This window comes from Peribacillus asahii (assembly GCF_003570725.1).
Classification (GTDB): domain Bacteria; phylum Bacillota; class Bacilli; order Bacillales; family DSM-1321; genus Peribacillus; species Peribacillus asahii.
In genome coordinates this window covers 1-17166 of sequence record NZ_QWVS01000023.1, presented here as the reverse complement: position 1 = coordinate 17166, position 17166 = coordinate 1, and the positions used below count along the sequence as shown (strand labels likewise).

General features: G+C 38.3%; 13 protein-coding genes. 3 read left to right on the top strand and 10 right to left on the bottom strand.

Annotation, left to right across the window (positions count from 1 at the left end; all coding sequences use genetic code 11):
* Positions 1–72: 72 nt before the first annotated feature.
* The 10 genes from D1953_RS12760 to D1953_RS12715 form a co-directional block, all read right to left on the bottom strand.
* Complete coding sequence (locus D1953_RS12760) at positions 73–1899, bottom strand: nucleoside-diphosphate sugar epimerase/dehydratase (RefSeq protein WP_119117580.1); 1827 nt, start codon at positions 1897–1899, stop codon at positions 73–75.
* A gap of 62 nt (positions 1900–1961) precedes the next feature.
* Positions 1962–2846 (bottom strand): UTP--glucose-1-phosphate uridylyltransferase GalU, encoded by an 885-nt coding sequence (gene galU / locus D1953_RS12755; RefSeq protein ID WP_119117579.1) that lies wholly within the window; start codon positions 2844–2846, stop codon positions 1962–1964.
* Between the two features lie 334 nt (positions 2847–3180).
* Positions 3181–3945 carry a tyrosine-protein phosphatase gene (locus D1953_RS12750; protein WP_119117578.1) on the bottom strand — a complete coding sequence of 255 codons (765 nt, stop codon included), beginning with the start codon at positions 3943–3945 and terminating at the stop codon, positions 3181–3183.
* A 120-nt stretch (positions 3946–4065) separates the two neighbouring features.
* Positions 4066–4761, bottom strand: coding sequence for a CpsD/CapB family tyrosine-protein kinase (locus D1953_RS12745; RefSeq protein ID WP_119117577.1), 696 nt, complete (start codon positions 4759–4761; stop codon positions 4066–4068).
* Positions 4762–4780: 19 nt separating this feature from the next.
* Positions 4781–5509: a YveK family protein gene (locus D1953_RS12740; RefSeq protein WP_119117576.1), complete on the bottom strand. Its 729-nt coding sequence runs from the start codon at positions 5507–5509 to the stop codon at positions 4781–4783.
* 611 nt (positions 5510–6120) lie between these two features.
* Complete coding sequence (locus tag D1953_RS12735) at positions 6121–8730, bottom strand: S-layer homology domain-containing protein (protein ID WP_182480602.1); 2610 nt, start codon at positions 8728–8730, stop codon at positions 6121–6123.
* 621 nt (positions 8731–9351) lie between these two features.
* Positions 9352–10203 carry a transglutaminase family protein gene (locus D1953_RS12730; RefSeq protein ID WP_119117575.1) on the bottom strand — a complete coding sequence of 284 codons (852 nt, stop codon included), beginning with the start codon at positions 10201–10203 and terminating at the stop codon, positions 9352–9354.
* A 75-nt stretch (positions 10204–10278) separates the two neighbouring features.
* Positions 10279–11241: an alpha-E domain-containing protein gene (locus D1953_RS12725; protein ID WP_119117574.1), complete on the bottom strand. Its 963-nt coding sequence runs from the start codon at positions 11239–11241 to the stop codon at positions 10279–10281.
* A complete protein-coding gene (locus D1953_RS12720; RefSeq protein ID WP_119117573.1) occupies positions 11234–12688 on the bottom strand; it encodes a circularly permuted type 2 ATP-grasp protein in 1455 nt (484 codons plus the stop codon). Before D1953_RS12720 ends, D1953_RS12725 begins: the two co-directional genes overlap by 8 nt.
* Positions 12689–12958: 270 nt before the next feature.
* Positions 12959–15271, bottom strand: a complete 2313-nt coding sequence (locus D1953_RS12715; RefSeq protein WP_245980108.1) for a bifunctional metallophosphatase/5'-nucleotidase — start codon at positions 15269–15271, stop codon at positions 12959–12961.
* A gap of 137 nt (positions 15272–15408) precedes the next feature.
* Here D1953_RS12715 and D1953_RS12710 point away from each other — a divergent pair, with 137 nt between their 5' ends.
* The 3 genes from D1953_RS12710 to D1953_RS21295 all read left to right on the top strand — a co-directional run bounded on the left by D1953_RS12710 (position 15409) and on the right by D1953_RS21295 (position 16967).
* The gene (locus tag D1953_RS12710) at positions 15409–16239 is read left to right on the top strand and encodes an EcsC family protein (RefSeq protein ID WP_119117572.1); all 831 of its coding nucleotides are present in this window, start codon (positions 15409–15411) and stop codon (positions 16237–16239) included.
* On the top strand, positions 16236–16700 hold the full coding sequence (locus tag D1953_RS12705; protein WP_119117571.1) for a low molecular weight protein-tyrosine-phosphatase: 465 nt from the start codon (positions 16236–16238) through the stop codon (positions 16698–16700). Before D1953_RS12710 ends, D1953_RS12705 begins: the two co-directional genes overlap by 4 nt.
* Positions 16701–16823: 123 nt before the next feature.
* Entirely contained in the window at positions 16824–16967 is a 144-nt protein-coding gene (locus D1953_RS21295) for a hypothetical protein (protein ID WP_182480601.1), read from the top strand.
* Positions 16968–17166: the final 199 nt, after the last annotated feature.

The window sequence follows — 17166 nt, the reverse complement described above, 5'->3', positions numbered from 1 at the left end:
GTAAAAATAAATGCCCTGAAAAATCTCTTCAAAATAAATCAAGTTGCATTAATAACACCCTTCATAAAACTATCACACATTACTTACTAAAGACGTTTTCTCACCAAACTTAGTATTAGCAACCCCCACCAATATTTCCTTCAACTCTACCGCATCCTTATAAGGCAAAGTCTCAATCATAGAATATAACTCTTCCTTCTCCATAGGCTCCGCTTTCCCAATATGAATCTTAGGAAACACTTGCTTCGCCTGAACCTCATTTTCATTCAATAGCTCTTCAAATAACTTCTCTCCCGGTCTTATACCCGAGAATCGAATGCCAATCTCCTCTTCCGTATATCCCGAAAGAGTAATAAGATTTTGGGCTAAATCTACAATCTTAACAGGCTCACCCATATCAAGGACAAACACCTCACCGCCCCGAGCTAAAGCACCAGCTTGAATAACAAGTCGTGAAGCTTCAGGGATTGTCATAAAATATCTCGTCATTTCTGGATGAGTGACCGTAACGGGGCCACCTGCCTGAATTTGCTTTTTAAATAGTGGAATTACACTTCCTCGACTTCCTAAAACATTTCCAAAACGTACGGCAACAAAAGTTGTTTCACTTTCTTTTGCTAGGTTTTGAATAATCATTTCCGCAAAACGTTTTGTGGCACCCATCACATTGGGTGGATTGACTGCCTTATCCGTTGAAACGAGGACAAAGTTTTTTACCCCAAACGTATCAGCAGCCTCTGCTACGTTTCTCGTGCCAAAAATGTTATTCTTCACTGCTTCCATGGGGTTATATTCCATTAACGGAACATGCTTATGAGCAGCAGCATGATACACAACATCTGGTTGATATTTATCGATGATACTAAAGATTCGATCTCGATCCTGAACATCAGCAATAATTGGGATAATTTCAAATTCACCTGCATATTTTTTTCTTAATTCCATGTCAATTGTGTAAATACTATTTTCACCGTGACCCAGAAGAAGTAATGTCTGCGGTTGGAATTTAGATATTTGTCTGCATATTTCTGAACCAATAGAACCGCCAGCACCTGTAACAAGCACCGTTTTCCCTGTCAACTTTGCCGAGATCGCGCTCATATCTAATTCTACTGGCTCACGGCCAAGTAAATCTTCCACCTGAACATCTCTCATTTGATTAACAGAAATTTTTCCCGTTACAAGGTCTTCTATTAATGGCATAATCTTTGTCTTTGCTTTTGTTTTTGCACATTCTTCATAGATTTTTTTCATTTCTTGTTTTTGCAGTGACGGAATCGCAATAACAATGTTTTCAATGTTTGATTCTTCGACAATTCGAGGGATATCTTGACTAGTCCCTTGTACTTCAATTCCATAAATATCGAGTTTATATTTTGTAGGGTCATCATCTACAAAGGCAACCGGGTATAAATCCGCATCTGTATTTTTCAAAAGCTGCCTTGCAACCATTGTTCCAGCTGAACCGGCTCCAACAATTAACGTCCGTTTCTTATCTGGGTTTGGTGCAATAAGCCGATCCCGAAAAACTCGCCATGAGAATCGAGATCCACCAATTAAAATGACATGCAGCATCCACGTAATTCCTAACACTCTAAAATAAATATCCTGAGTCACAATCAGTTGAACAATGGCTGTCATTATAATAGAAAACGTAATGGCTTTCACAATCGCTGTTAATTCCCCGACACTTGCATAAGCCCATGCTTTTTGATAAAGACGATAAATAGTCGCAAATAAATGATGGCTTATAAGTAAAGATATCGCGCTTATCCATAGCATAGGAATCGTATACACATTCATATAGGGGTTTAAAATAAAATAGCCAATAAAGATTGCAAATAAAACAATGATGGAGTCCAACAGAACTAATAATGGAACCCGCCTTTTATAAACCAATTGCGATCCCTCCTTCACCTAAAATATGTTTCATAGTTTGAATACTTATCGCAATTTAAACTTCAATTCTTGTCTGAAGAACTATTTTTAATGGTTTGTTCCAGGAATCTCAATAAATCATCTTTTATTTCCTCATGTTGCAACGCAAACTCAATCGTCGTTTGAATAAATCCTAGTTTCTCCCCTACATCATATCGCTTTCCTTGAAAATCATAGGCAAACACCCGTTGAATTTCATTTAGTTTTTGAATCGCATCCGTCAGCTGAATTTCTCCGCCTGCACCTGTTTCTTGTTGTTCTAAAAACATGAATATTTCAGGTGTTAATATGTATCTTCCCATAATGGCTAGGTTAGAAGGTGCTGTTCCTTTTTCCGGTTTTTCAATAAAGTTATTCACTTGATATCGTCGGCCATTTTGTTCACTTGGATCGATAATTCCGTAACGATATGTTTCTTCTTCTGGCACAGCTTGTACTCCGATTACAGATGACAATGTCTGGTCGTATTCATCGATTAACTGGCGTAAACATGGAGTCTCTGCTTTGACGATGTCATCTCCTAATAGTACTGCAAACGGCTCGTTACCAATGAATTTTCGCGCACACCACACCGCGTGTCCTAATCCTTTTGGCTCTTTTTGTCTGATATAATGAATATCCACTTTAGAAGGAGCTTGGACTTTCTCTAACAATTCAAATTTGTTTTTCTCCATCAAATTGGCTTCTAACTCAAAGGCTTTATCGAAGTGATCTTCAATCGCTCGCTTCCCTTTTCCAGTTACGATAATGATATCTTCAATGTCCGAAGCGACCGCTTCTTCAATAATGTATTGAATCGTCGGTTTATCGACAATCGGCAGCATTTCTTTCGGCATCGCTTTTGTAGCTGGTAAAAACCGTGTCCCTAACCCCGCTGCAGGTATAATTGCTTTTCTTACTTTCTTCAATCAACCACCGCCCCCCTATTTTTAAAATACTAATCTTTTATAAATAGATAGTTAATGAGAAAACATGTTAAATACACGTATTCTCATTAACCATCTAAAAAAAATCGGATTTTTTTTGATAAATCTATTAAAAAGTTATATATACTGGACGATAATATAAATAGCATGATTTAATATAATAAATTCGGGCATCTAACCCGCCCTCACACCATACTCCTGACGACGAGCGTCTAAGGTGTGCAGATATAAGCCACCCACAGTATGATCGAGTGCTTCCGTTGATAACGGTTAGGAAGCCTCACCGGTCAATAACTCTGACAATCTATGAAGTTTTTTAAAATAAACCTAAAAACTTCTTCGTTTTTACCTTCTGCGGCATTTCCTTATACACTTGCTTCCCTTTTACTAATAGCTCGGCATTTCCCATAAACAGATAGACGATGTTTTTGCCAAATTCCTTTTCAATTTCACTATAAGCTCCTTGCATGTTGAAGCTTCTGCTTGTGATATTGTGAGCATCTGAGGCGATAAAGTGGGTTAAATTAGCCTCTATTAGTTGATGAGAAAACTTCTTAATTTTCTTTCCAAACCCTCCGGTAATACTCGCTGCTGTTACTTGTGTTAACGCACCCTTTTCCACAAATTGATATAACAAGTCAGGATTTGTAATAAGCTCTTGATTTCGTTCTGGATGAACAATAATTGGTGTAAGCCCTTTTAATTGAATATCATACAATAATCGTTCGGCATAGCGTGGAACATGTCCTGAAGAAAACTCAATAAATAAGTATTGTGTTCTATTAAGAGTGAGGAGTTCTCCTGCTTCATAATCAGCGAGAACATCCCCATTAATCCGCAGTTCCTGTCCAGGAAGTACGATAAGAGGAATTGATTCTATTGAAAAAATCTCATTTAATTTCTTTACTTGCTGTAAAATAAAATCTTTTTTATTTTCGAACTGTCCGTTTTTATGATGAGGAGTTGCGATAATTGTATGAATCCCTTCTGCTACGGCTTGTTTCGCCATCGCGATACTTGCTTGTTCATCCATAGCTCCATCATCGATACCCGGTAAAATGTGACTATGTATATCAATCATCGCAAACCCTCCTTTTGTATTAAAAATACACTCTTTTTATTTATATATAACTATTATTATAGACCTATTAACTAGACAAAAAAAGGTTTTAATGTCACATTTTCGTAATGTTTTTGTTAATTATTTACCATAATAGTAGTAATAATGACTCCCTTTTTGTTTTTTGTCGTTTAATACACTGCCGATAATTTTAGCTTGAGCCGCTACAAGCAAATCCTTCGCTTTTTTGGCAGCTTCAGTAGCCGTCTGATCACTTTGAACAACTAGAATCGTACCATCGCATTTACTAGCTAGAATTGGTGCATCCGTCACCGCTAGCACTGGCGGCGTATCGAATAACACCATGTCGAAAGATTGAAAAGCGCTATCCAGTAATTCGTCCATTGCCTTTGAACCTAACAGTTCTGCTGGATTCGGCGGGATTGGACCGCTTGTTAAAAGATATAGATTCTCGATATCTGTTCTAGAAACAGCCTTACTTAGTTCCATTTGTTTTGTCAGTACATTTGTCAAGCCCACTCGATTATCTTTTCTAAATGTATAATGAGCAGTTGGCTTTCTCAAATCGGCATCGATAAGCAATACTTTTTTCCCTTGTTGGGCAAAGACTACTGCTAAATTAGATACAGTCGTGGACTTTCCTTCTGCTGGTCCTGATGATGTAACAACTACAGAACGAATGGATTCACTCACTGAAGAAAACTCGATGTTCGTACGAATCGTTTTGTATTGCTCAGCTATAGGCGAACGTGGATCCGTATGTGTAATCAACGTCCGGTTTAAAGGTTGCTCTTTTCTCTTTTTTTTACCAAACATTAGCATGTTCACCTCAAGTTTATATTGCTTTCTTTTGTACTGAAACTGAAGAAGATTCCGTTTCCTCATTCGGGGTAATCGTTGTAACAACACCTAAGACAGGAAGTTCTAATAGCTTCTCAATATCTTGTTCAGACTTAATTGTGTTATCCAAATACTCAAGTAGAAAAGCTAGCCCTACTCCAGCCATTAATCCCACGACAATCGCAATCGCAATATTTAATAGTGGTTCTGGTTTCACAGGAGCTGGATTGTCCGCTAGTTCTGCTTTTGAAAGGATGGTAATATTATCGATTCGCATTAATTGTGCGATTTCTCTTTGAAATACTTCTGCGATTTCATTCGCAATACGTACCGCTTCTGCTGGGTCATTATTCGTAACACTAATCGTCACGACTTGTGATGCACCTTCTTGGGTAACGCTCACACTGCCATTTAGCTGTTCAGGAGTTGTGTCCATCTTCAACTCTTTGATTACTTGGTCCAATATGTATGGACTTTTTAAAATAACATTGTACGTCTCGATATATTTCGCGTCTGTATCTAAAGAAACACCTGCAATCGAAGCTAACGAACTCGCCGCTGATTGGCTCACTAAAATTTGTGACGATGATTTATAAACAGGCTTTAGTACAAAATAACTAATTGCGCCACTAACTGCTGCAGCTAGTAAGGTGATAACTAGAATTAAAGATAGCCGTTTTTTTAACGTTTCAAACAATTCTCGTAAACTAATCGTCTCTTCCATCATTTCCTCCAAGATATATTATTTCTCGACAAAAACTACACATTATTATAGCATACATTTTTTGAGATATTTTCTAATTTTAGATTTTTTACGTAAGAAAGTATTACCACTACTCTTAGGCTATATCATTAACGACCCCCAAAAGAAAATCCCACCATTGGAGGATTTGATCACTTCATCACAAACAACAATTTAATCTATTCTATCGATTAAATCTCCTCAAATTCCCACTAACTTGAATGAGTTCGATGTTGATATTGTTTCATTTCTTCTGCTATTAATAGATAACATATCGTAAAATAAGAACACCTTATCCATTTTAACACGAAAAACCCATCAGAATTAGGGGAATTTTTGAAAAATAAAAGGAGAATCCACCATTTTAAAAAAAATGAGGGATTCTCCTTTTTTGTTGGGGGTGTCCACAAGATATCCACATTTAAAAAAGTCACTGTGACATAATCAATGTCGTAATTGTGGCAATCCTAGCCTTTCAATCTATGAAACTCAAAAAAAGAGCCTACCATTTGAAAAATGATAGACCCTCTCCTTTCAAACTGTGTTTATCTATAGAATATCCACATTTTGAAAAGTCACTGTGACACAATCAATTATTTAGAAACAGTTGCGTCTGTAACTTTATTGCCATTTTTATCAACAAGGTTAGTTGATTTAAATTCTACTGAAATGCTATCTGTTTGAGCGAAATCATTAGTTGTTGTAACAGTTAACTTACCATTAGCTGCTACAGCAGTTTTTGGTGTTACAGTAGCACCACCGATTTTAACAGTTAAACCTGCAACAGCAGCTTCATCAGCAATCGCTTCAGAGAAATCAACTGTAAATGTTTTACTATCTACTACAGTTACTTTAGAAGCTTCTGGAGCTACATTTTCTTTTAGAGCAACAGAAGTTGTAGCTTTGCCATCTTTAAGAGTGTTACCTTTTGTATCAACAACATTCTTAGCTTCAAATACATAGCTTCCGTTAGCAGTGATTGAACCTGCTGGTAAAGTGATTCTTACTTTCTTTGTTCCATCTACGAACTGAAGTTGTGTTCCAGCAGGTAATGCTTTTCCACCTAAAGTATAGTTAGATGCTGTTGTTGCTGAAGAAGTCACATCAGCAGTATATTCTACAGTGAACACTGTGCTGCTATTAAAAGTGCTAGTAGCAAATGCTAAGTTTGCTTCAACTTCTCCCGGTTTAGCTTCGAAAGTACCTGTTGAAACATTGAATTTAATTGCTTCAGCATTTACATTTCCAGTTAAATCTGCTACAGCTTTAGCTGCTAATTCAAATGCATACGTTGAATTGCTGTCTAAGTCAATTGAAACTTTAACTGTGTTCTTTTCTGAACCTTCAATTTTGCCATTACCGTCAACATCAAAGCCAGTTCCAGCAGACTCATCAACAGCTGTTACGTTTCCAGTAGTGTAAACAATACCATTTTTAGTTTTAAGAGTTAAGTCACCCTTAACTTTTACAGGTTCATTGAAAGTAAGATATAACTCATCTTTATCAGTTGTTGCATTTGTATCGTCAGCTACTAACAATTTAGCAGATACAGATGCAAGAGTTGCAGGAGTTGTATCTTTAGTTAGAGTAGCATTAAATTCAAATGCATCCCCAGCATTTCCTGCTTTGTCTTTTTGTCCTTCAACTTTAATAGTTGTGTTAACAAAGCTGTTAGTTCCTAAAGCAGTTTTTGCATCTAAAGTGAATTTAGTTTTGTCATCAGCATCTTGGTTAGCAGCTGTTAAGTAGTAAACTGTAGTTCCAACAGTTACTTTTGCATACTCATCATCACCCTGAGCCGCATCTAAGTTTTGAGCAGCAAGTTCTTCAGAGAAGTCGAATGTAATTTCAGTACCATTTACTGTAGCATTAACAGTTGGTTTTGAACTATCCACTTCTGGCTTAGCAACTGTGAAGTTAACAGCGATTGGATTAGCAATATTGTTAGCAAAATCCGTTGCACCTACAACATCTACTGTATATGATTTTTCAGCAGTTAAACCTGTAATTGTAAGAGTTTTTCCAGAAAGAGTATAGCCTGAAGTTAACTGAACTCCGTTAAGGCTTACTGTTCCTGCATCTTTTACTGGTTCTTCAAATGTAATGACAGCTTCAGTTCCTTTAGCTTCAACAGATTTTACAGCTACAGGAGTTTTGTCTTCAAATGTAATTAATTTGTTGAACTCAGCAGTTGAAACTTTTGCATCAGCTTTTGTTTTAATTGGTGAAACTGTTACTTTCGCGTTAGAAAGTTTTAACTCATCTGCTGTAGTTAAAGTAACTGTTTTTCCATCCTCAGAAACTTCAGCTTTAGTAATTGTTTCGCCTTCAACTTTATATTTAGATGTTAATGCAGCATCAGTTGCATCTACTGCTTGGTTAAATGTAACTTCAAGCTCTTGAGCGTTAAGTGCAGTTACAGATGTAACAGCAGGAGATTGTGCAGCTTCATATTTAGCGTTGTTTTTCTCAACAGCTTTTAAGATGTTTTTAGCTAATTTAGTATTTTTAGCTTTTAACTTTTCAACATCAGCTTTAACGCTTTCGATTTTTTGGCCAGCTTTTTCAAGATCTGTTGTGATTAATTTTTTGCTTTCGATTTCTTTATAAGCAGCATACACTTTCATTTCAGTAGCTACAGAAGCAGATTCTGCTTTAGCTGGAGTTGTGTAAGTTTTTGTTAATAAACGGCGAGTATCTGGACCGTATACTTTTGCAACTGCTTTTTCGAACTCAGCAATTTTTTTGTCTAATGCAGTTTGTGCCGCTAGAACTTTGCTTTGTGTACCAGATTTGATTGCTGAATCTAGAGCAGTTCTTGAAGCTTTTAATGTTACGCTAACTGCTGCAACATAGTTTTTCGCACGGTTTAAAGAAGTTTTGCTTGCTTCTAATTTTTTAGTGTAAGCAGCTTTTTTCGTTTTGCTTCCACCGTTTTTAGCGATTTCTTTTTGTGCAGCTGTATAGTATTGCTCAGCTAACTTAACTTCTTTTCTGATTGCAGAACCGCTAGGAAGTTTGTTGCTTTTCTTAGCAGTGTTGTAGTAAAGGTTGAATGCTTTGTTTACTTGTGTTGTAGCTTTTGTGATTGCTTTGTCTACAGAGTTTGTTGCAGCGTCTGCTTGTGGTTGTGCCACTGCTACTGCTCCTGTTAAAGCGATTGCCGATGCTGTTGCGATTTTAATTGCTTTCTTTTTACTCATAGTAAAATATACTCCCCTCAAATTTACTCTTACCCATTCTTTTGTCCATAGAATAAGAGTCCTATCTTATTAGAAGTTTCTGGTCTTAGTAGACTTTAAAACCTACTTTTCTCACAAAAACTATCGTTAATATAACAATAAAGGGTAATTTTTCTAATCTCTTTACCCTGCAATTATCATACACCAATTTTATTCCAATATAAAGATTAATATAACAATTATTACATAATAGGAGTTATGATTCACTAGTTTTGTAATCTTTTTAACATTAACAGATACAATAGTCACACTATCACGAATGCTTATATATCAACATTTCCAACTAATCCATTTATATGAAAATACTGTTGTGATATTAGACCTACATTCCACGCTCATAAAAACAAAAAAATTATTCCAATATATATCTCTATTGGCTAAATATCTTTAATAAAGGATATTTTTCTAATATTTCGAAACTTTTATTCACAGAATATTCACATTCTAAAAAGTCACTGTGACTTAGCCATAAAAAAATGCATCCACTATTTATTGGATGCATTTCTTATCACTCTATACTCCGATAGACTTATCAACATATTTATCCACACATTATCCACAAACTGAAAAGTCACTGTGACTTTAGAGGTGTGACTTAGATACCTCAACCTCCACCTCAAGCGTATGGTTCCCGCCATGGTAGACACCTTGGAGCGGGCTGACGTCTGCGTAGTCGCGGCCGACTGATAGGCAAATGTGATGGTCGATGGCTTCTACATTGTTCGTTGGATCTAAGCCGATCCAGCCGATGCCTGGTACCATGATTTCTACCCAAGCATGTGATGCAGCGCTACCAACGAGGTTTGAATTCTCACCAACATATAAATAGCCGCTCATGTATCGTGCAGGAATACCGCGTGCTCGCAGAATCCCTAGCATGACATGGGTGTAATCTTGGCAAACCCCTCGTTTTAACTGCAAAGATTCAACGGCCTTCGTCTCCACCGTTGTTGCTTCGGTGTCATATGTGAATACTTCAAACAAATAGCTCATTAACTGTAGGGCAAATTGAATCGGATTGTCTATATCTCCTACTTCCCGAACGACTTCATCGATTTGGTGCTGTTCGAGATACGTGTAAGCGGTTGGATTTAAAAAAGGTAAATAATGTTCGTGGAATAATTCTGAATGAAAGATTGATTTCATTTCTGGTGAGTAGTCTAGTTGATGAATAAATGGTGTTTTTTGAATGCTGACAACGGATGTTGCTTCGACTTCTAAAATACGATGCTTCTCCGGAATAAAAAAACTTTCTACATAGTTCCCCCATATATCGATATGTTCCTTCGCCATGGAGGTCGGTGTTACTTTTTTACGATAAGACAGCAGGCGCTGACATGCGTCACTTCTCGGCTTTAAGCGAACCGTATTTAAACTTTGCTGTACATCATCTTCATAATAAAAGGTATTCTTATGTACAATTTCATATTTCATTGTCCATCCACTCCCTAGATGCAAAAATTATTGCTGATTATTAAGAGAGAAGGACCTTTTAACATTTCTACTCTTTCATCTGCTTGCATCAGCTTCTATTAAATAATACGTCGTTGAGAAGATTTTGCCAAACTCGATACATTGATTCAGTATATCCGCGATAAACATCTCTAGTTCTTCAAAACTTAGCTGTTGAACACAAACGGCCTCGACTGAAGCGATTAATTCATCTAAAGCGGCATACATTCTCCAAGAATAATGTGCCACCTTCTCACTTTCAATCTTCCAAATTACTTCTTTAACATGTTCGATACAATAGTAGATAGAGCGCGGGAACGTCCGGTCGGAAATAAGAAATTGCAGGATAAGTGCCGGATCTTTGAGACGAAATTTCTTTGAATAATCCTGATATCCATTCACTAGCCGAAGAGCAAATTGTCCATCATATTCACTAAAACTCTGACAATCGGAAAACTTCGCCTTTTGGAGCATGACTTTCATAATAAGGGCTGTCTTTTCAGCTCGCTCCAACCACTGTCCAATCTTCATGAAATGATAAGGTAAATCCCGAGACATCATTGAATCAATAATTCCTGTCGATGTCATGGACGTTGTTTTAATATGCCGCAAAAAACTATGAATATCTTGAAATGAGAACTCTGTATGCGGCCCTTTATTTTGTGAATGTAAATATAGGTCATTCCATACTTCCCATAATTCATTCGGAATCACATCTCGTGTCATGCGTGCATTTTCTCGAACATAAGAGAGTGTATTCGTTAAGGCATTCGAATTCCCATTAGAAAACGCAATATAATCAACGGCCTTGTGCACACGAAGCTCTCCGTAATCCTCTTCATACGCTGATTTCGAGCCGCATATATCGATTACCGTCTGCCAATCTTGATAATTTACACTTTCTCTACCAGACTCTTCTAGCATTTTCACCAATTGAACTTGAAGAATATGAGCATTATTTTCTGTTCGTTCACCATTTCTAGCCATCCAATATAACGCATCCGCTACGCGACTAAGCATGCTGCATAACCCCCTTCAACACCCATGTGTCCTTACCGCCGCCGCCCTGAGACGAGTTAACGACGAGCGAACCTTTTTTCAAAGCAACTCGTGAAAGTCCCCCAGGTAAGACATGCGTTTCTTCCCCTTTCATGACAAAGACACGCAGATCCACATGGCATGGATAAAAATTGCCTTGCTGATAGACTGGAGCTCTGGATAGCTTAATCGTCGGTTGGGCGATGTACTGCTTCGGATTTTCTAAAATTTTCGAGCGGAATGTTTCAATTTCTTCTTCTGATGCATGCGGTCCAATTAACATATCGTATCCACCTGAAGCACCAACATTTTTCACAACAAGCTCATGCAAATGCTCAAGCACCCACTCCCGCTGCTTCGGATCGCTCAAAATATATGTTTCGACGTTTTGAATAATTGGTTCTTCTTTTAAGTAATAACGAATCATATCAGGAACATATGTATACATTGCTTTATCATCGGCCACTCCATTACCAACGGCATTTAAAATGGCGACATTTCCTTGTTTATAAGCGTCTATTAAACCTGGAACACCAAGCAGAGAGTCCTCACGAAACGCTGTTGGATCCAAGAAATCATCATCAATTCGACGATAAATAATGTCGACTCGTTTTAACCCCTGAATCGTCTTCATATAGACAACGTTATCTTTTACAATCAAATCCCGCCCTTCCACAAGCGCAATATTCATTTGTTGCGCGAGAAAAACATGATCATAATAAGCGGAATTGTACATACCTGCTGTTAGCAATACAGCGCGAGGTTCGGTATGTTTCTTCATATTAGATGGGATATGTGAAAGCAGGGCAGATTGAAGATGGGTAATTTGATCTTCCAGCGAACAAAGAGAGTGTCTTGAGAAAAACTCTGGATACACTTGCCGCATAACAAATCGATTTTGAAAGACGTAAGAAATGCCCGAAGGATTACGTAAATTATCTTCAAGTACACGGTATGTCCCTTGTTCATCTCTTATTAAATCAATCCCTGCTAGGAAAATGTGGTTTTTCAAGGGGAATTGAGTGCCGCTTACCTGCTTATAATAGTATGGATTTTGTTCTACAAGTTCTCTCGGAATAATGCCATCATTGAGTATGTGTTGATCATGATAAATATCTTCTAAAAATAAATTAAGCGCCTCAACGCGTTGTTTCATTCCTTTTTCAATCGTCTCCCAAGCGTCAGCTGGAATAATAATCGGAACGCAATCAAAAGGCATTGTCCGCTCCGTTCCGCCCTCTTCTCCATACACGGTAAAGGTAATACCCTGTCTCAGAAAGCTAGATTGTGCTGTTTCGTGCTTTTCTTTAAACTCTTCTTCTGACAACCTTTGCAGCACAGAATGAAATTGCCGATAATGCTCTTTTGGCTCACCATTCTCCTGCAACATTTCATCATAATAATGACCTGTCTTGTACGGTTCAAACATGAATACTCGCCTCCGATGTTAACTAATTAAATGTTTTAGAACATATCTGTTAATCAATACGACAAACTAGGTACAATTCCTTCTTTTTTGGTTAAAATTAACAAAAACTTCTAAAGTGTTGGGTTTTCCACAGGATATCCACAATCCGAAAAGTCACTGTGACTTTAAAATGACTCCACACGTCAAAAGATGCATCCATTATCGGATGCATCTTCCTTTTTGAGCTAGATATCAACAAAGTTATCCACATGTTATACACATTTTGAAAAGTCACTGTGACACGTTTTTGATTCTACCCTCTATTTGAGGATCTACCGTCTTCAACCCACTCACATACTCACTAAAGTTCTCCCAGTCGGCTAGGCCGATGTCGGTGACTCTTCCTTGTTCATAGGCTTTTTGGAAAACGGTGAAGCCGTCTCCGCCTTTTGCGGTAAAGGCATTTGTCGCAACAACGTATTCACTGGATAGCTGCAACTCTGAGTAAGAACCACCTTGTAGCACTTCTACTTTCTGAACACGGCTGCCCGCAGGTTTACTGCTGTCAAACGTGAATTTCAAACCTGATACATGTAAGAAGCCGCCGCTCTCTTTCGGCACTTGACTAACACTATGTTCTAACGCTTGGATAATCTCTGCTCCTGTCAATTTCACTGTTGCTAACGTATTTCCAAATGGAAGCACCGTTAACACATCGCCTAACGTAATCTCTCCTTGGTCAATCGCCGCACGGATTCCGCCGCCATTTTGAAAAGCAATCACTGTATCTTTATTAAACTCCTTCGCTTTACTCAACATGCCATCTGTAATCAAATTCCCGAGCTCTGTTTCGTTTTTACGCACACTTGGCTTCGTCTCATCCCCGGAATCACGAGGATTATCTAGGGCTTGAACGGCTGTTGCTCCAACTGGCGTGTTTTTCACTTCTTCTATTTTCGCTGAATACGTTTTTAACAATGTGGCCGCTTCAGGGTCTTCTTGTTTATCGGCTAGTTTAATCAGTTGACCGGCTTGGCCGACAACTTGCCCCTTCCTATCAAATTCAACATCGACCGTTCCTAAGTAATCACTATATTGATATGCCTGAACAATAACAGTCGGCGCTTTCGTTTTCCCTTTTTCATCTTTATTGACGACGACAGGTTGATCTAATTGGGTATGGCTATGCCCGCCAACAATGACATCAATGCCGTCCACTTCCGTCGCTAATGTGAGGTCATTATCATATGCTGGATTGTCATCATACCCAATATGAGTCACAGCGACAATTTTATTTACGCCGCGTTTTTCAAAGGCTGCAACGGCTTTTTCCGCTTCTTCTTTATAATTTTCAAACTCAACATTTCCAGGACTCGAAATAGCCTTCGTTTCCTCTGTTGTTAAGCCGAAGATGCCAACCTTTTCACCGTTTACTTCTTTAATGATTCCATTATAAATCTGACCATCCCTCGGCTTAGTCGTAACGGCATTCTTAAACAATCCTTTCAGCTTGTCGTCTTTGCTAAAATTCACATTGGAGCTGACAAATGAAAACTCAGCTCCCTTTACAAACTGGGCTAATGCTTCATGCCCCTCAGTCGCTGCGCCTAAATCGAATTCATGATTGCCAAATGTCATTACATCGTATTTCATTAGGTTCATAAACCTCAGATCAGCTTGTCCTTTAAATTCATTAAAATATAACGTACCTGTTAGCACATCACCTGCATCAACTAACAGAGCAGCCGGTTTACTCGCACGTACTTCCTTCACTGCCGTTACTCGTTTTGCGACATTATCAAGATGAGCATGCGTATCGTTCGTGTGCATTAAAGATAAGGTGAACTTCGCTTTTGCATCATACTTCGCTTTTACAGCTTGTACATATTGATGAATTGCTTGACCCAACACCGAGGTTTCATCGACTTTTTCAAGCTGGGCAGCAACGGCTGTCATCCGCTTCTCTGCCGTTTGCAATTTTCCTTTTTCAATTAAATCCTCTGCCTGTGCGTAGTAATAATATACTTTTATATCGCCTGCTAGCGCGTGTTTCGTCGCTTTTGTGAATTGATTAGAGAGAAGTGCTTCAATTTTGGCGCCGTATACGGTATTTTTAATTGCCTTATCTGCTTTTTTAACAGCTTCCTGCAGCGCTTCATATCGTTTGATTACTTGATTCGGCTTCTGATTCACCGCTGCTTGCTCGAGTGCTTTTACTGCTTTATCATTCGCAGCTTTTGCCTTTTCGGCTGCTTTGTAGCCTTTGACATATCCTTCTGCACGCGCGATGTACTTGTTGTATGCTTTAATTTCTTTATACCGAGCTTCTTTTTGTTTTTTGGATAGATTGGATTTTTTAATGGCCGCGTTGATGTCTTTTTTTGCTTTTTTCGCGGCTTTAATCTCTTTTTCAACCGTTGCTATAGAAGCTAATGTCGTCGTCTTGAAATAGGTGTCATAAGGTTTCTTCATAGTAGATTTCGCCGATTGAATCTTGCTTCTGAGGCTATCTGCTGCTTCTGACTGCGCCGGAGCAACCGTCGTAATCACACTTCCAGCGATTGCCGCGGCCATTGCCACTTTAAACATCTTCTTATTCCCCATACTGGTACATCCCCCTTATAAATAGAATTTCCCTATCTCTTATGATACGATGAAATGGGCAAATAAAAGCCTTTCAATACAAAATTTTACATTAATTTACATGAAAAACATATCTACAAGTGGCCGAGGTGTTTCCAATGGAAAATAAAGACCAATTGCGAGAAGAATTGAAAACGATTGAAAAATGGGAGAAGGATCAAAAAGGATTGTTTTTTTGGGAGAAGCTAGGGCGCATCCCTTTTATGATGCTGGACAAAGTAACGCCTAAATTTCTTCATAATAAAATAAACGATTTACTAGATGAAGTTGCGAATTATATCGACACTGGCGGTCAATATTTAGTGAACAATGATGCTACGCTAGATAAAGCGTCTAAACTATTATCCTCCGATAAAAAATTTACATTAGAAGATGTTCAAACATTCCCTCTTGAGAATATGGATAAAGTCGCAAATGCTTTTATCGCGACAAGAGCGAAAAATGCCCAAATTCAAGGAGCTACTACCGGAATTGGCGGGATATTTACGTTAGCCATCGATATTCCGCTTATTCTAGGATTAACATTGAAAACGATTCAGGAAGTAGCTGTCGCTTATGGGTATGACCCGACAGATAAAGAAGAACGAATCTTTATGGTCAAATGCATGCAATTTACTTCATCCGATGTCGTAGGAAAAAAAGCTATATTAGAAGAATTGACAGCTCCCAAAAGAGAGCAAGGCTTCTCCCAACTGCAAGGATGGCGAGAAGTATTTATGACGTACCGAGATAATTTTGGCTGGAAGAAGCTCTTTCAAATGATTCCGATTGCCGGAATGATTTTCGGAGCGTATATGAACAAAACAGCGATTCAAGATGTTGGCGAAGCCGCGAATATGCTGTATAAAAAAAGACGAGTGTTGGAGCGTCTAGAACGGTTAGACAATCTAGATTTACTAATCACAGATAAAAAGGAGCCTACTACATGATTAACGTTTTATTTGTCTGCCTCGGAAACATTTGCCGTTCACCGATGGCCGAAGCAATCTTTCGTGACTTACTTGAAAAAGAACAGTTAAGCGACAAAATAACAGTCGATTCAGCGGCCACAAGTTCATGGCATATTGGAAGTCCCCCGCATAAAGGGACGGTGACGATTTTAAAAAAATATAACATCTCATCAGCAGGCCTTACCGGACGCCAGCTGCAAAAAGAAGACTTTGAGAAATTCGAGTATATTATCGGGATGGATGAAAGTAATGTTGCAAACATTTATGAAATGACGGGCCAACCTAATCATCCAAAAATTATCCGTCTACTCGACTTAACGGATCATAAAAAAGATGTCCCGGACCCTTACTATACAGGGGATTTCCAGGAAACCTTTGACCTTGTTACAGACGGCTGCCAGGCTTTACTTGAAAAGATTCGGGTAGAGCACAACGTATAAAAAAAGGAAATCCCGCGAATGTGAGTGGGATTTCCTTTTTTATTTTTCTGTATCCACTTTTAAGATTGATTCATACAATTAATCTAGGCGAAATAACCGTGCAGAAAAGAAGGTGTAGCAGCATTGAACAATGAACTAGAACAAGAAAAACAACTTATCCGTACAATTCAGCGTGATATTAGTGTCGCCACAGCTGCCTTATTACAGAACTTTCCGAACGAGAAAGCCCATTACGGTGCGTTAGCACCCCCTTTAGGGATGGGATGAAAGTGAGGTCAGATACGGAGTGCCACAAAAAATCGAAGATTTGTGGTACTTCAAGTATCTGAAATGAATAAAGCCTAGACAAGAGTTTTCTCTTGTTTTTTTATTTTTCACTATTGTATAATTATGGAAACTAGCGTTCGGGAAGAAGGCGGGTAAATTGGATGATGTAAAAGAAAAAAGCGATACCTACCATAAGGGC

Excerpts from the sequence above, each read along its gene's own strand:
- D1953_RS12750 (WP_119117578.1), bottom strand. The coding sequence starts at position 3,945 with ATGATTGATATACATAGTCACATTTTACCGGGTATCGATGATGGAGCT.
- D1953_RS12745 (WP_119117577.1), bottom strand. The coding sequence starts at position 4,761 with ATGTTTGGTAAAAAAAAGAGAAAAGAGCAACCTTTAAACCGGACGTTG.
- D1953_RS12740 (WP_119117576.1), bottom strand. The coding sequence starts at position 5,509 with ATGGAAGAGACGATTAGTTTACGAGAATTGTTTGAAACGTTAAAAAAA.
- D1953_RS12735 (WP_182480602.1), bottom strand. The coding sequence starts at position 8,730 with ATGAGTAAAAAGAAAGCAATTAAAATCGCAACAGCATCGGCAATCGCT.
- D1953_RS12730 (WP_119117575.1), bottom strand. The coding sequence starts at position 10,203 with ATGAAATATGAAATTGTACATAAGAATACCTTTTATTATGAAGATGAT.
- D1953_RS12725 (WP_119117574.1), bottom strand. The coding sequence starts at position 11,241 with ATGCTTAGTCGCGTAGCGGATGCGTTATATTGGATGGCTAGAAATGGT.
- D1953_RS12720 (WP_119117573.1), bottom strand. The coding sequence starts at position 12,688 with ATGTTTGAACCGTACAAGACAGGTCATTATTATGATGAAATGTTGCAG.
- D1953_RS12715 (WP_245980108.1), bottom strand. The coding sequence starts at position 15,271 with ATGGGGAATAAGAAGATGTTTAAAGTGGCAATGGCCGCGGCAATCGCT.
- D1953_RS12710 (WP_119117572.1), top strand. The coding sequence starts at position 15,409 with ATGGAAAATAAAGACCAATTGCGAGAAGAATTGAAAACGATTGAAAAA.
- D1953_RS12705 (WP_119117571.1), top strand. The coding sequence starts at position 16,236 with ATGATTAACGTTTTATTTGTCTGCCTCGGAAACATTTGCCGTTCACCG.